The sequence below is a fragment of the Amycolatopsis pithecellobii genome (assembly GCF_009707865.1).
Lineage (GTDB): Bacteria > Actinomycetota > Actinomycetes > Mycobacteriales > Pseudonocardiaceae > Amycolatopsis_E > Amycolatopsis_E pithecellobii.
Genome location: NZ_WMBA01000026.1, coordinates 1 through 13,684, shown reverse-complemented (window position 1 = coordinate 13,684; position 13,684 = coordinate 1). Strand labels below are relative to the sequence as shown.

Sequence of the window (13,684 nt, the reverse complement as noted above, 5' to 3'; positions counted from 1 at the left end):
TCCTCGGTCCGCGCCCTCTCCTGGCACGCTACCCCGAGGTGTCAGCCGGCTCGGACCTCCAGGCGATCGAAACCCCGGACGGTGTGGTTGAGCAGCCGCCGTGACTTGCCGAGCTCGATCCGGTCCATGCGCTCCAGCAGCGCCCGCAGTACGGCCTCGATTTCCAGGTGTGCCAACGAAGCTCCGGTGCAGCGGTGCATGCCGTACCCGAGGCCCAGATGGTCTCGGGCGGTGCGCCGCACGTCAAAGATGTCCGGATCGGAGTAGTGCCGCTCGTCGCGGTTCGCCGAGCCCAGCACGATCGCCACCCGCGACCCGCCGGGCACGGTCATGTCGCCGAACTCGGTGTCCTTGCGGCAGAACCGGCCCCAGATCTGGATGGGCGGCTGGTACCGGAGAATTTCGTCGACCGCGCGCGGAATGAGTGCCGGTTCCGCACGCAGGATGGTGAGCTGGCCGGGATTTCGCGCCAGTGCCCAGATGAGGTTGCCGATCGCGTGGGTCGTGGTGTCGAAGGCCGGGCCCACGTAGTCGAACAGCAGGTTTCCGACGTATTCATCCGGAATTTCGCCACGCTCGGCCGCGCGATAAAGCGACTCGCCCATGCTGCCCGGCGCGAGGTCCGCGCGGGTGATCCCGGCGATCGTCGACATCACGTCCTGGATGACGGCGAGTGCGTTGTCCGTGCGTTCGTTCATCGGGCCCATGGCGAGGAACGCCGCCGTGCTACCGGCTACGAACTTGTCCGTGAGCTCGTGCGGAAAACCGATCAGCTCGGTGAGTATGGTCGCCAGAAACGGCTGCGCCAGTTCGTTCACCGCGTCGAAGGTGCCTCGTTCGACGAGTGGAGTGACCATTTCGGCGGCTTTTTGCTCGAACCAGTTCGCGTAACCGTGCACCGACGAGGGCTTCAGCCGTTCCAGCAGTGCGCCTCGCAGCGCCCCGTGCTCGGGCGGTTCCGCGGTGAGGACCAGGCCGCGCACTTGCTGGTTCATCACCGGGTTGAATGCCGTCCCCTTGGCCGAGGTGAACGTTTCCCAGTCGCGCAGCGCCGCCCGGACATCGGCATACCGGGTAAGGGCATAGACGTCATGTTTTTCGAGATACACCACCGGTCCGGAATTCCGGAGCTCGCGGTAATACGGGTACGGATCCGCTGCCACCTCCGCGGCGAAAGGGTCCACCGTCGACCGTGCCGTGCGAGGGGCCGTGCTAGTCATGGCGTGATACTAAACACATCGAATCGATGGTGAGGGAATTTCACTCAACCAGACGCAGCGGCAGTAACCGCTGGTAGGCGGAGTCACCCGGATGGCCCTATTCAACGTTCAGTTCACGGTTTCATCCGTCAATTCATCTCGCATCTTGCGGCCCGTCTTGGGATCCGGTTTCGGCCGCCGTGGTTCACGCACGCCGGAACCGCCGCCACCATTCGAAAGCCACACGGTGACCGGGGTGCCGGCCGGCACTTTCGCGCCCGCCTCGGGACTCTGGTCGACGATCACTCGCTCCGGCCCGCCTTCGGAATACGCGGGCTGGTTCGGCACCACCAGCACCAGGTCGTGCTCGGCCAGCACGCTGGTGGCGACCTCCTTTGTCATCCCGATGACGTTCGGTACCAGCTGTTTCCCGCGCCGCCGCCGTCCCGCGGGATCCTTCGTCGCCACGGCGAGCGCCTGCTCCTGCGGCTCGTCGACGTCGCGCCAGCGTTCCCACGCGGACTGCCGGGCCACCCCCAGCCGGACCGCGATCTCCGACCACGATTTGCCATGGGTACGGGCCGTGCGTACCGCCTCGAACTCGGCCTGGTCGACCAGTCGGCGCACCAGTCCCAGATCCGACAGCGCCGACAGGGCGCCCTCGCCGTCGGCTGCCGTCCCGCGGATGCCCGCGAGGCGGCGCCATGCCTGTTGTGCCTCCAGCCACGGGTCCTCACTCATGCTGTCAGGCTACCCTGACAGGAGCCGGTCGTCCAGATTCGCCGTGACGCGACTTCGTCGGTCAGGCGTTTGAATTGTGTTCACCCGCATCGGAATGGCTTTCCCGGAAAGCGCTTTCCTCCTCCGCCAAGCGATCGGCCGATCTCCTCCGCTGCCGGGCATGCTCCGGCGGCCAATGGTCCGCCCGCTGACGTGGCAACACGCTGGAGTGGGCTTATGTAACCGAATTGGGGGGTGGAGATCGATCGCCCGCCACCGTGCGCAATGATCTCCGCCAACAAGATGACAGTCGGATGGTCCGGATGGTCGGTGGTTCCCCGTGTGGCACAGAGCGCGCTCCCGGCAACGGGAATATCCCGCGCCAGCCGCTGAATCACCCTTTTCCTTGTCGGCAACCGGCTTGACAAGGGTGGTTCACTACCTTCCCGTAGTGGGTTCGCCGGAAGCGGTTCCTACCTCCCGTGGAGCGTCGTGAAGAGCACAAAAGAGCAGTCGGGCAATGAACGCAACAAGTCGATCAGAAAGCGCTTGACGGGAACTGTTCTGATTCCCAGTATCACGCTGCTGGTGATGTGGATCGGCGGTTCGGCGTACTTCGTCGCGCAGGCCATCTATGTGCGCACCGTTGCCTCGACCGTGCAGGAGGTGTCGATCCCCGCGGTCACCGCACTCGGCGCGCTGCAACAGGAACGGCAACTGAGCCTGGTCTACCTCGAAGGCAATTCGGCCACGTTGCAGGATCTGCAGAACCAGCAGCAATCGATCGATCCGAATCTGGCGAACCTGCGCTCGGCGCTGGATTCGGCCGCAAGTCTCGCGCCCGACGAGCTCGTGGACCGGATGCACAATCTCGAAGCGACACTGGACCAGCTGCAGGTGATCCGCGCACAGGTCGATTTGCGCACCGCGACCAAACAGCAGGTCAACGATTTCTACAACCACCTGCTCGACACCTCCTCCGATCTTTTCGCCGCGCAGGCGCGCATCGTGCCCGACGTGACCGCCACCCAGGGCGGTATCGACGCCACCGAGGTCTTCCGGGCCTCGGACCAGATGTCGCGCGCCGCGTCCCTGATTTCCAGCGCGTTCGCCACCGGCACCCTCGCGCCCGCCGACCACCTCGCGTTCTCGCAACTCGTCGGGTCCTATCGCGAAACGCTCGCGAAGGTCGCGCCGTTCCTGCGCCCTGGCACCGCCCAGCGCTACCAGCAGTTGATCACCAGCGACCCGTGGGCGCGGCTGCAGGCCGACGAGGACGCGATCATCAACCACGGCCCCGGCACGTTCCGGCAGAACGTCGGCGGTCTCGCCGTGCGCGACAGCGACTGGCGCCAGCTGACCGGCCAGGTCTCCGACTCGCTCATCCGGGTCACCGCCGACCAGGCCGACAAGGCGTCCTCGCAAGCGCTTTCCGACGGGAACGCGAGCCTGCGCAACGCGATCATCGGCAGTATCGCCGCGCTGCTCGCGGCCATCGCGTCGATCTACGTCGCGGTCCGGGTTTCGCGCACCCTGGTCGACCGGACCCTGGTGACCCGCCTCGCCCGGCTGCGCGACGATTCACTGGCACTGGCCCAGGTTCGCCTGCCCAGCATCGTGGAACGGCTCAAGGTCGGCGAGACCGTCGACATGAGCGCCGAGCTGCCCCGGCTGGACCACGGCCGGGACGAGATCGGGCAGGTGGCCGAGGCGTTCAACATGGCGCAGCTGACCGCGGTCAACGCCGCGGCCAGCGAGGCGAAGGCCCGCAGTGGTGTGAACAACGTGTTCCTCGGCATCGCACACCGCAACCAGGGACTGGTGCACCGGCAGCTGCAGATCCTCGACCAGATGGAATCGCAGGAGGACAACCCCAGTCAGCTCAAGGGTCTGTTCCAGCTCGACCACCTCGCCACCCGTGCCCGCCGCACCACCGAGAACCTGATCATCCTCGGCGGCAAGCAGCCGGGCCGCCGCTGGCGCAAACCGGTGTGGCTGATGGACATGCTGCGCGCCGCGGTGTCGGAGACCGAGCACTTCGCCCGCGTCGAGGTGGAGAACGTGCCGCAGGTGGCGATCACCGGTTCCGCGGTCGCCGACGCGATCCACCTCGTCGCCGAGCTCGTGGACAACGCGACGTCGTTCTCCCCGCCCGCTTCGCAGGTGCACCTGACCAGTACCCGGGTCGCGCGCGGTGTCGTCGTGGACATCGCCGACCAGGGACTCGGAATGACCGACGAGGTCCGCGAATGGGCCAATCGGATGATGGCCGAACCACCCGAATTCGACGCGATGGCACTGAAAGCGGACGCCAGCCTCGGGTTGTTCGTGGTCGCGCGCCTCGCTTCGCGCCTGGGCATCAAAGTCATGTTCGACACGTCCCGTTATGGCGGCACACGCGCTACTGTGCTCATCCCGACCGAATTGCTGGCGACGGGAGACGAGGTGGCCGACAGTGCCGAGCCCGAGTTCCGTAGCGCGGCGCAGCCCGCCGTCTACGAGGACACGGTCGACGAACCCACGGAACTGGTGCGACGCGAACCGCCGTCACCCGAGCCACGACGTTCCGCGCCCGCGCCGGAGGCGCCGCAACGCGAACCGGCTCGTACCATGACGATGATGCCGGAACAGGAACCCGAAGTGCCGGTACGCCGGGAGCGACCGCCGCTGCCACAACGCGAACCGCAGGAGAACCTCGTCGCCCAGCTGCGCGACGACCCCGACTACGAGGCACCCGACTTCGACGAATACGCCCCGCGCACCCTCGGCACGATCTCGGCGTTCCACCGCGGGACCCGCCGGGGACGGGACGCGGACGAACCGGGCAGGCACCGCCCTGGAAACCACTGAGTGAGAGGGAATTCGGACTCAGCAATGAACGAGAAAGATGGTTCCAAGGTCGAGCTGAACTGGTTGCTCGACGACATGGTCGACCGTGTCGTCGGTGCCCAGCACGCCGTCGTGCTTTCCGCGGACGGTCTGCTGATGGGCAAGTCGGCCAGCCTCTCCAAGGACGATTCCGATCAGCTGTCGGCGATAGCGTCGAGCCTGCAGAGCCTCGCGAAGGGCGCGAGCAGGCACTTCTCCCGTGGTCCGGTGCTGCAGACCCTCATCGAAATGGCCGAGGGGTACCTGTTCGTGTCCGCCGCCGGGGCCGGTGCCTGCCTCGCGATCCTCGCCGAGGGCAGCGTCGACGTCGAGATGATCGCGTACGAGATGAACCGGCTCGTCAAGCGCGTCGGCGACTACATGACCGCGGCGCCACGGGAAGCCGTGAGGTCTGGTCCGGAGCGCGGCTGATGGCGGACCAGGAGTGGTATGACGAAGCGGCCGGCCCACTGGTCCGGCCGTATGCGATCACCCGTGGCCGCATTCCGACGGAAGCCGCGATGGACGTCGCCACTCAGGTGATGGCCATCCGCGGCAGGCAGGACCCGGTCGGGCTCACCCCGGAACACCAGGCGATTCTCGAGCTGTGCCAGCGTCCGCTGTCCGTCGCCGAGGTCGCCGCGTACGTCAAGGTGCCGCTCGCGGTGGTGCGCGTGCTGTGCACCGACCTCGTCGAGCGAGGCGACGTCATCGTGCGTTCGCCGTCGCAGTCGGCGAAGGCTCCGGATCGGCAACTACTTCAGGCGGTGCTGCATGGACTCAACAACCTCTAGTGACGGCGTGATCCCCACGCCGGTCAAGATCGTCGTCGCGGGCGGATTCGGCGCGGGCAAGACCACCATGGTCGCGTCCGTGAGCGAGATCGTGCCGCTGTCCACCGAAGAGGTGATGACGCAGGCGAGCGACGGGATCGACGACATCACCGGCGTCGAGCGCAAGACCACGACCACCGTCGCGCTGGACTTCGGGCGCATCACGATTTCCCCGCAGACGGTGCTGTACCTGTTCGGCACGCCGGGGCAGGACCGGTTCTGGTTCATGTGGGACGAGCTCGCCCGCGGCGCGATCGGCACCGTGGTCCTTGTCGACACGCGGCGGCTCAACTCGAGCTTCGCGGCGATCGACTTCTTCGAGCGGCGCAAGATCCCGTTCATCGTGGCGGTCAACATCTTCGATGACGCGGACCGCTACGAGGAACAGGAAATCCGCAGGGCGCTCGCCCTTTCGCCGAGCGTGCCGGTGATGTTCTTCGACGCCCGTCAGCGTGAGTCGAGCAAGCTCGCCCTCATCCGCCTGGTCCGCTACGCCATGGACCGCCTCCCCCCAGAACCCGCCGAACTGGTAACCACAGCCGGCGCCTAACCCGCGAGTTGAACGTTGCCGACCCGCGAGTTGAACGTTGCGGGCGCGCGAGTTGAACGTTGCAGGCGCGCGAGTTGAGCGTTGCCGACCCGCGAGTTGAACGTTGCCGACCCGCGAGTTGAACGTCAGGCCGGGATCTGTGCCAGCTTCAGGTTGAAGTGGCGCAGCAGCGGGGGTGCGTGGACCACGCGGTACGACGGCACGCGCTCCGGGTTCTTCGCGATGTCTGCGAGCACGTCCGCCACGTACTCCAGGTGCGCCAGGGTGTACGTGCGGCGCGGGATCGCGAGCCGGACGAGCTCGAACGGCGCCGGCTGCAGCAGGTTGTGCTCGGCATCGAACGTGCCCAGGTACAACGATCCCAGTTCCGCACAGCGGATTCCGCCTTCGAGATACAGCTGGCAGGCCAGTGCATGTCCGGGGAAACCGCTCGGCGGGATGTGGGGCAGCAGCCGCCCCGCGTTGAGGTAGAGCGCGTGGATCCCGGCCGGCTGCACGATGTCGACGCCGGCCGCGTTGACCAGTTGCGCCAGGTGTGCGGTTTCCGCGGCGCGGGACCGAAGGTAGTCCGGTTCGAGCACCTCGCGCAGGCCCTGGGCGACCCGCTCCAGGTCGTGACTGGCCATCCCGCCGTAGGTCCTGAAACCCTCGGTGGCGATCAGGTTGACCTCGCTGCGTTTCGCGAGATCCGGATCCCGCAGCCCGATGAACGCGCCCATCGGCGAGATGCCGTCCTTCTTGAGGCTCGCCACGCAGCCATCGGCCAGCGCGAAGGCCTGCTGCGCGACCTCGCGCGGGCTCAGGTGGCGGTACCCCGGCTCGCGTTCGGTAACCAGCCAGGCGTTTTCGGCGAAGCGTGCGGCGTCGAGGAAGAACGGAACCTGGTACCGCTGGCACAGTTCGCGCACGGCGTGGAGGTTCGCCATTGACACCGGCTGCCCGCCGCCGCCGTTGTTGGTGATGGTGATCAGGACCTGGCCGACCCGCTGCCCGTCAGGGCCGCTCAGGGTGGCCTCCAGCGTGTCGAGATCGATGTTGCCCTTGAACGGTTCCGCGCTGTCGAGGTCCCGCGCTTCGGCACACGGCAGGTCCCGCGCCTCGCAGCCCAGCAGTTCGACGTTGGCGCGGGTGGTGTCGAAATGCGTGTTGGACAACGAAATCTGGCCTGCCCGCAGCACGGTCGAGAACAGCACCCGCTCTGCGGCGCGCCCCTGATGCACCGGGAACACATGCGGGTAGGACGTCAGCTCGTCGACGACCTGGCGGAACCGGTAGTACGAATCGGATCCGGCGTACGAACGGTCCGCAGCCGCCGCGGCGGCCTCCTGCGCGGCGGACACCGCGCCGGTGCCCGAGTCGGTCAGCAGGTCGATGGTCACCTTGGCCGCCGGCACGTCGAACATGTTGTAGGCAGCGGCGGAAAGCGCTTCCGCACGCTCGGCGCGTGTGGTGATCGGGATTTCCTTGACGACCTGGATCCGGTACGGCGGAAAGGATTTCATGCTGCCCCTCTTTCGTGCTCACGGCGTGATCGCAGAGTCGGCCACGCCAGTGCAGACCGTATCGGCCGGCCGCCGCGGCGCGGCGACGTGATAGGCCTCGGATGACAGATAGACCGTGGTACCGGACCCGAACGGACCGAGTCGCAGGGAAACGTGGGCGAGCAGGCCGACACCCGCATGCAGTGGCCGGCTGGTGACCGCGTCGATCGCCCGGTCGAGGGTGCGCGCCGGAAGGCCTTGCCTGGCGAAGAATCCGGCCACCCGCTCGCGTGCCACCTCGTCGTCGGGCACGTAGTCACGGACAGGCAGATAGAGACTGTAGGTACCGGGCCCGGACGGGTCGGCGCTCACGAACGAGTAGCTTGACACCAGTGGCCTGCCACGGAACGTGGTGGTTTCGCCGCCGATGGCCTGGCAGAACTCGCGTATCCGCAACGGATCCGCGCCATTGACCGCCGCGGCGGCGCGTTCGGCGTCCGCGCAGACCGCGTCGTGGTGGGAAACGTACAGCTTCACCCGGGACAGCGGGCTGTCGTCGAGGTCGACGGCGAAGAACGACAACCGGTCGAGGGCACCGCGCAGCAGTGCGTGCCGGGCGATGGTGTCGTACGCGTGATCCAGGCCAAGCCGGCGGAACCCTTCCAGTACGAGGTCTTGTGCCTGGTCATCGCCGCGTACCTGCGGGTTGAAGTACGCCTTGAGCTTCGGCGGCGCGCCCGGCCGGAAGATCAGCGAGAACCACACCGCGAACGTTCCTTCCGCCCGCGGGGGAAGGAACAGGTCCGACACCGCGTCGAACCGCTCGATCGGGATGTGAAAGCGCTTACTCAGCGCGTTCAGGAAGCGCTTTCCCGCGGCGATATCGTCGCTGTGGCCGGGTTTTTCCCCGCCGGCCTCGCCCAGCACCCGGATGGCACGGCGGCCGTCGTCGTCGAAGGCGATCGAGAACTCCACCGGCGTCTGGTCATCCGCGACGTCGCAGCGCCAGCCCGGCCCGTCCGACAGTGTACGTGCGCCGGCCGGGCCGAGGAGTTCCCGCAGCAACACCGATGGGGTTTCGTCTCCTGGTGCGAAGCCGGCTACCTCGCAGAGGCCCCGCAGTTGGTTTCGGGCATGGTTGAACAACGTTTCGTCGGCGAGGGTCACGGTGGCTCCGGCGGACAGGCGAATGCGAAATCCCTGCAACTTCGGGAAGTTGTTTACAGACCGTCCAATAACGTAACGCAGAACCGGGAAAACGGCATTACGCTGAGCGGGTGATCCACTGTGCACAGGTGGTAACGCTGTGAGTCCGGTCGAGATCCCGCTCACATTTCCCTTACACGGCAACGTTGGCGTGTGCGCGATACGATGCCCCCTGGCGCTCGTATGGGCGCTATGTCGCGTCCGGACGCGACCGTCCACTGATCATGTCTACTATGTACTGTCTATTGTGGACATCGCAGGCTCATCCGTCCATAGTGGACAACGGGCCACTTCGCGGGGGTGCAGCGCTCGGTGAACCGTGCCGGCTGCGCATGTGGACTCTCCACCGGTGGTAGCGCCAGGTAGCCACCGTTTCTCGAATTCACCCGGCTACGGGATGGGGATTTCTCCCGATGCTGATTACCGTCGAGTACTTGCAGTCGTAGCAGTCGAGGGGGCCAGGTGGACCACCAGAACACAGGGCTGAGTGCCGGCGCGCGAGTCACCTATCGGGTTCGGGGTCGGTCCGGCGACGGCCCGCGGCCGTGCTGCCACGGCACGGTCGCCGGCGAACCCATCTTCGACCGGTACACGATGGAGGTCTGGGTGCCCGTCCAGCCCGACGGTGCATCCGACGACGTCGAGCCCCGGCTCATCCGCAAGGAGAGCATCATCGAGGTCACCGCATAGGGACTCTGTCACATCGGCCGTCGCCGCGGTGTCCACGTGGTGAAGGAGGGGACCGATGGATGAGCGAGAGTTCCTGGCGGCACGTTTCGAGGAGCACCGCCCACACCTGCGCGCGGTGGCCTACCGCATGCTCGGCTCGGTCAGCGAGGCCGACGACGCGGTGCAGGAGGCATGGCTGCGGGTCGACCGCGACGGCGGCGCCGGGGTGCACAACCTGGGCGGCTGGCTGACCACGATCGTCAGCCGCATCTGCCTGAACATCCTGCGCGCCCGCAAGGCGCATCGTGAGGAGCCGCTGGGCGAGCTGTCCGAGCCGCCCGACCCGCGGCAGGCGCCCGAGGAGGAGGCGCTGCTGGCCGACTCGGTCGGCTTGGCGCTGCTCGTCGTGCTGGAGACGCTCGATCCCGCGGAACGGCTCGCGTTCGTGTTGCACGATCTGTTCGCGGTGCCCTTCGACGAAATCGCCGGGATCCTCGGCCGGTCTTCCGCCGCCGCGCGTCAGCTGGCCAGCCGCGCGCGCCGCCGCGTGCGGGGTGCACCCGTCCCGGAACGCGAACCGCGGCGGACGGTCGTCGAGGCGTTCCTCGCCGCGGCACGGGGCGGTGATCTCGACGCGCTCGTGGCGGTGCTCGATCCCGATGTCGTCATCCACACCGGGAAGACGATCGTGCGCGGTGCCGACGCGGTGGCCGGCGGCGCTCGCGCGTTCGCGCGCATCGCCGCACTCGCCCAGCCGGTGCTCGCGGGGGACACCCCGGCCGCGATCGCCTACGACGACGGAGGAGAGGCCATTTCGGTGGCGCTGTTCACGATTGCCGACGGGCGGGTCTTGGCGCTGGACATCATCGACGACCCGGACCGCATCGCCGCGCTCGAACTCGCGCCATTGGACGAGTGACCGGTCACCCGGCGGGGTGCGCGGCCAGCCAGTCGGCGGCCCGGCGGGGCGAGGCGCGGCACAGCCACGCGTCCTGCACCACCTCGGCCAGCTCGCGGCGGGACAGTTCGCCGACCCGGCTGGCCCGCAACAGCACCGACAGGTGCCCGTCGAAATGTGGAGTGGTGAAGAACGGGGAATGCTCGTCCTGCACCAGCGCGAGTTTGTCGGCCTCGGAGGGAACCCAGAAGACGATCACGTCCCGGTAGCGCTCGCCGGTCTCGGGATCGACCGCGTCCGGGCGCGGATTGCGGAAGAACACGAACGATTTGCGGCCGACCTGGTACACGGGATTGTCGCCGTGCAACCGTTCGATGGTGACATGGGGCATCGCGAGCGCGAGCTCGTGCACGTCCTCTTCCCGAGCCGGCCGGTCGTCGTCCACCATCCGTTCAGGATAAGGGATGGACAACCTCGTCAAGTCCTAACCGGACTCTTCCACGATCCGGGACACATTGACCGCGAGAGGCCGGGCACGGTTGCATCAGCCGCGAAGCCGTTCGAAGGAGAGATCGTGTCCCTCAGCGCAACCGGCGTTGTCGCGCGTGCCGATGCGCCGCCGCGCCGCCGGCGTGTGCCGGACCTGCGCCGGTGGTTCAGTCCATTGATATTGCTGGTGTTGTGGCAGGTGGCCGGCTCGACGGGGCTGCTGCCGCCTGACAAACTCAGCTCACCGTGGACGGTGGTGCAGGCCGGCGTGGAGACCGCGCGGTCCGGTGAACTGGGCTCGGCGTTCGTGGTGTCGATCGGCCGCGTCGCGGCCGGGTTCGCGATCGGCGCGGCCGCCGCACTCGTACTCGGGATCATCGCGGGATTGTCCGGCTGGGGCGGCGCGCTGATCGACCCGCCGGTGCAGATGCTGCGCACGCTGCCGTTCCTCGGCCTGATCCCGTTGTTCATCCTGTGGTTCGGCATCGGCGAGGCGCCCAAGATCTTGCTCGTGGCTCTCGGTGTGCTGTTTCCCTTGTATCTCAACATCTTTTCCGGTATCCGCGCGATCGACCCGGACCTGCTGGAGGCCTCGGTCGCGCTCGGGTACACGCGCCGCGAACGGCTCGCACACGTCGTATTGCCCGGCGCCGTCCCGCAGGCGCTCGTCGGGTTGCGGCAGTCGCTCGGCGTGGCGTGGCTCGCGTTGATCGTCGGCGAGACGGTGAACGCCGACGCCGGGCTCGGTTACCTCATCAACAATGCGCGCGATTTCCTGCGCACCGATGTCATTGTCGTCGGCCTGGTCGTCTACGCCGTGCTGGGCCTGGTGACCGACGCGATCGTGCGCCTGCTGGAGCGAAGGGCACTGCGATGGCGCTGAGCGTGAAGGTACGCGGGCTGGCCAAGCGATTCGGCGAGCGCGCCGTACTGTCCGAAGTAGACATAGAGCTCGCCGCGGGGGAGTTCGTCGCACTGCTCGGCCGCAGCGGCTCGGGCAAGTCGACGTTGTTGCGGATACTGGCCGGGCTCGAACCCGCGGAGGCCGGTGAGGTGGATGTGCCCGGCGCGGTTTCGATCGCGTTCCAGCAACCGAGGCTGCTGCCGTGGCGCCCGGTGTGGCGCAATGTCGTGCTCGGTCTGCCCGGCCGGGGGCGTGACCGCGCGCTGGCCGAACGCGCCCTCGCCGAGGTCCGGCTGGGCGAGCACGCCGATGCCTGGCCGCGCACGCTCTCCGGTGGTGAAGCACAACGGGTTTCGCTGGCTCGCGCACTTGTTCGTGAGCCGGATTTGTTGTTGCTGGACGAGCCGTTCGGGGCATTGGACGCACTGACGCGGCTGGCGATGCACGCGCTCGTCGAAAACCTGTGGCGACGGCACCGGCCCGGGGTGTTGCTGGTGACGCATGACGTCGACGAGGCGCTGCTGCTCGCCGACCGGATTCTGGTGCTGGCCGACGGCCGGATCCGCGCCGAGCATGTGCTCGACCGCCCCCGGCCGCGCCGGCCGGTGGATCATCTCGACGTGCGGGCCAAGGTGCTCGCCGATTTGGGAGTGACCGAACATGCGACTGCGTAAGGCGATCGCGGCCGTGGCCCTGCTCGGGCTTGCCTCGTGCGGCACCTCGACCGGCACGCCTGCCGTGCCGCCGCCGGTCAGCGCGGCCGACCTGGCGAAGGTGACCTTGAAAGTCGGTGACCAGAAAGGGAATTCGCAGGCGCTGCTCAAGGCCGCTGGGCTGCTTTCGGATGTGCCGTACAAGATCGAGTGGTCCACTTTCACGTCGGGCCCGCCGTTGCTGGAGGCGGCATCGGCCGGTGCGATCGACATCGGCGGGGTGGGCAACACGCCGCCGATCTTCTCGGCCGCGGCGAACGCGAACGTGTCGATTATCAGTGCTGCCAAGGGAAACGTGGTGAGCGACGTGGTACTCGTGCCGGACGGCTCGCCGTTGAAAACTGTGAAAGACCTGCAGGGCAAGACAATCGGGGTTGCGAAGGGCAGTTCGGCGCACGGGCAGATCCTGCTGACCCTGCGCAAAGCTGGTCTGTCCACAAAGGACGTAAAGCTGTCGTTCCTGCAACCGGCGGACGCGTACGGTGCGTTCGCCCAGCACCGGATCGACGCCTGGGCGGTGTGGGACCCTTACACGTCACAGGCGGAACTCGAAGCCGGAGCGAAGGTACTCGCGGACGGCACCGGGACCGCCAACGGTTACTCGTTCCAGGTAGCCGGGCACGACGCACTGTCCGACGCGGGCAAGAACGCGGCGATCCGTGACTACGTGGTGCGTATCGCCAAGGCCGAACGCTGGTCGGACACGCATCGGGACCAGTGGGCACAGGCGTGGTCGGCAGACACCGGCCTGCCCCCGGCGGTGACCCGTGCCGCGGCGGGGAAAGGTCCAGACCTACCGGTCGCACTGGACGACACGGTGAGCCGATCCGAACAGGAACTGGCCGATGCGTTCACCGACGACAAGGTACTGCCGGGCAAAGTGAACTTCGCAAAGTTCGTCGACCCCCGGTACGCCCAGGACCTGGCCTCAGTCCGCGGCTAGGTCACGCTCTCCGCCTCGGCGCCCCGCCCACCGGCTCACGCGCACGCCGGTGCGTGCCCGCGGCCTTTCCCGGCCCGGCGAACCCACGCGCCCCGCTCAACTCTCTCGGCTCGGGCGAACACACGCCCGCGCGTGCCCGCCCAACTTTCTCGGCTCGGCGAACCACCGCGCCCGGCTGCGCACCCAGCCTCCCGGCCCCGTGAACCACCCC

General features: G+C 67.5%; 14 protein-coding genes. 9 read left to right on the top strand and 5 right to left on the bottom strand.

Going from position 1 to position 13,684, the window contains the following annotated elements; genetic code table 11:
• Window positions 1–41: 41 nt before the first annotated feature.
• Both GKO32_RS17680 and GKO32_RS17675 read right to left on the bottom strand, forming a co-directional pair.
• The gene (locus GKO32_RS17680) at window positions 42–1,220 is read right to left on the bottom strand and encodes a cytochrome P450 (protein ID WP_154757987.1); all 1,179 of its coding nucleotides are present in this window, start codon (window positions 1,218–1,220) and stop codon (window positions 42–44) included.
• A gap of 108 nt (window positions 1,221–1,328) precedes the next feature.
• On the bottom strand, window positions 1,329–1,940 hold the full coding sequence (locus GKO32_RS17675; RefSeq protein ID WP_154757986.1) for a PASTA domain-containing protein: 612 nt from the start codon (window positions 1,938–1,940) through the stop codon (window positions 1,329–1,331).
• A 528-nt stretch (window positions 1,941–2,468) separates the two neighbouring features.
• On the opposite strand from GKO32_RS17675, the gene GKO32_RS17670 reads away from it, so the two are divergent.
• Genes GKO32_RS17670 through GKO32_RS17655 form a run of 4 tightly spaced genes read left to right on the top strand, consistent with a single transcriptional unit; the run spans window position 2,469 to window position 6,170 of the window.
• Window positions 2,469–4,769: a sensor histidine kinase gene (locus GKO32_RS17670; RefSeq protein ID WP_246243986.1), complete on the top strand. Its 2,301-nt coding sequence runs from the start codon at window positions 2,469–2,471 to the stop codon at window positions 4,767–4,769.
• A 24-nt stretch (window positions 4,770–4,793) separates the two neighbouring features.
• Window positions 4,794–5,219 carry a roadblock/LC7 domain-containing protein gene (locus GKO32_RS17665; RefSeq protein ID WP_154757985.1) on the top strand — a complete coding sequence of 142 codons (426 nt, stop codon included), beginning with the start codon at window positions 4,794–4,796 and terminating at the stop codon, window positions 5,217–5,219.
• Window positions 5,219–5,581, top strand: coding sequence for a DUF742 domain-containing protein (locus tag GKO32_RS17660; protein ID WP_154757984.1), 363 nt, complete (start codon window positions 5,219–5,221; stop codon window positions 5,579–5,581). The genes GKO32_RS17665 and GKO32_RS17660 overlap by 1 nt, the downstream gene beginning before the upstream one ends.
• Window positions 5,562–6,170: a GTP-binding protein gene (locus GKO32_RS17655; protein WP_154757983.1), complete on the top strand. Its 609-nt coding sequence runs from the start codon at window positions 5,562–5,564 to the stop codon at window positions 6,168–6,170. The genes GKO32_RS17660 and GKO32_RS17655 overlap by 20 nt, the downstream gene beginning before the upstream one ends.
• Window positions 6,171–6,295: 125 nt before the next feature.
• On the opposite strand, the gene GKO32_RS17650 is transcribed toward GKO32_RS17655, so the two are convergent.
• A complete protein-coding gene (locus GKO32_RS17650) occupies window positions 6,296–7,672 on the bottom strand; it encodes a tryptophanase (protein ID WP_154757982.1) in 1,377 nt (458 codons plus the stop codon).
• An 18-nt stretch (window positions 7,673–7,690) separates the two neighbouring features.
• Window positions 7,691–8,818, bottom strand: a complete 1,128-nt coding sequence (locus GKO32_RS17645; protein WP_312868026.1) for a tryptophan dimethylallyltransferase family protein — start codon at window positions 8,816–8,818, stop codon at window positions 7,691–7,693.
• A 501-nt stretch (window positions 8,819–9,319) separates the two neighbouring features.
• Here GKO32_RS17645 and GKO32_RS17640 point away from each other — a divergent pair.
• Window positions 9,320–9,547 (top strand): hypothetical protein, encoded by a 228-nt coding sequence (locus GKO32_RS17640; RefSeq protein WP_154757981.1) that lies wholly within the window; start codon window positions 9,320–9,322, stop codon window positions 9,545–9,547.
• A 55-nt stretch (window positions 9,548–9,602) separates the two neighbouring features.
• The gene (locus GKO32_RS17635; RefSeq protein ID WP_154757980.1) at window positions 9,603–10,445 is read left to right on the top strand and encodes a sigma-70 family RNA polymerase sigma factor; all 843 of its coding nucleotides are present in this window, start codon (window positions 9,603–9,605) and stop codon (window positions 10,443–10,445) included.
• A 4-nt stretch (window positions 10,446–10,449) separates the two neighbouring features.
• On the opposite strand, the gene GKO32_RS17630 is transcribed toward GKO32_RS17635, so the two are convergent.
• A complete protein-coding gene (locus GKO32_RS17630) occupies window positions 10,450–10,872 on the bottom strand; it encodes an MmcQ/YjbR family DNA-binding protein (RefSeq protein ID WP_154757979.1) in 423 nt (140 codons plus the stop codon).
• A 126-nt stretch (window positions 10,873–10,998) separates the two neighbouring features.
• Here GKO32_RS17630 and GKO32_RS17625 point away from each other — a divergent pair, with 126 nt between their 5' ends.
• Genes GKO32_RS17625 through GKO32_RS17615 form a run of 3 tightly spaced genes read left to right on the top strand, consistent with a single transcriptional unit; the run spans window position 10,999 to window position 13,473 of the window.
• Window positions 10,999–11,796 (top strand): ABC transporter permease, encoded by a 798-nt coding sequence (locus GKO32_RS17625; protein WP_312868025.1) that lies wholly within the window; start codon window positions 10,999–11,001, stop codon window positions 11,794–11,796.
• Complete coding sequence (locus GKO32_RS17620) at window positions 11,787–12,491, top strand: ABC transporter ATP-binding protein (RefSeq protein WP_154757978.1); 705 nt, start codon at window positions 11,787–11,789, stop codon at window positions 12,489–12,491. The genes GKO32_RS17625 and GKO32_RS17620 overlap by 10 nt, the downstream gene beginning before the upstream one ends.
• Window positions 12,478–13,473, top strand: a complete 996-nt coding sequence (locus GKO32_RS17615; RefSeq protein ID WP_154757977.1) for an ABC transporter substrate-binding protein — start codon at window positions 12,478–12,480, stop codon at window positions 13,471–13,473. The genes GKO32_RS17620 and GKO32_RS17615 overlap by 14 nt, the downstream gene beginning before the upstream one ends.
• Window positions 13,474–13,684: the final 211 nt, after the last annotated feature.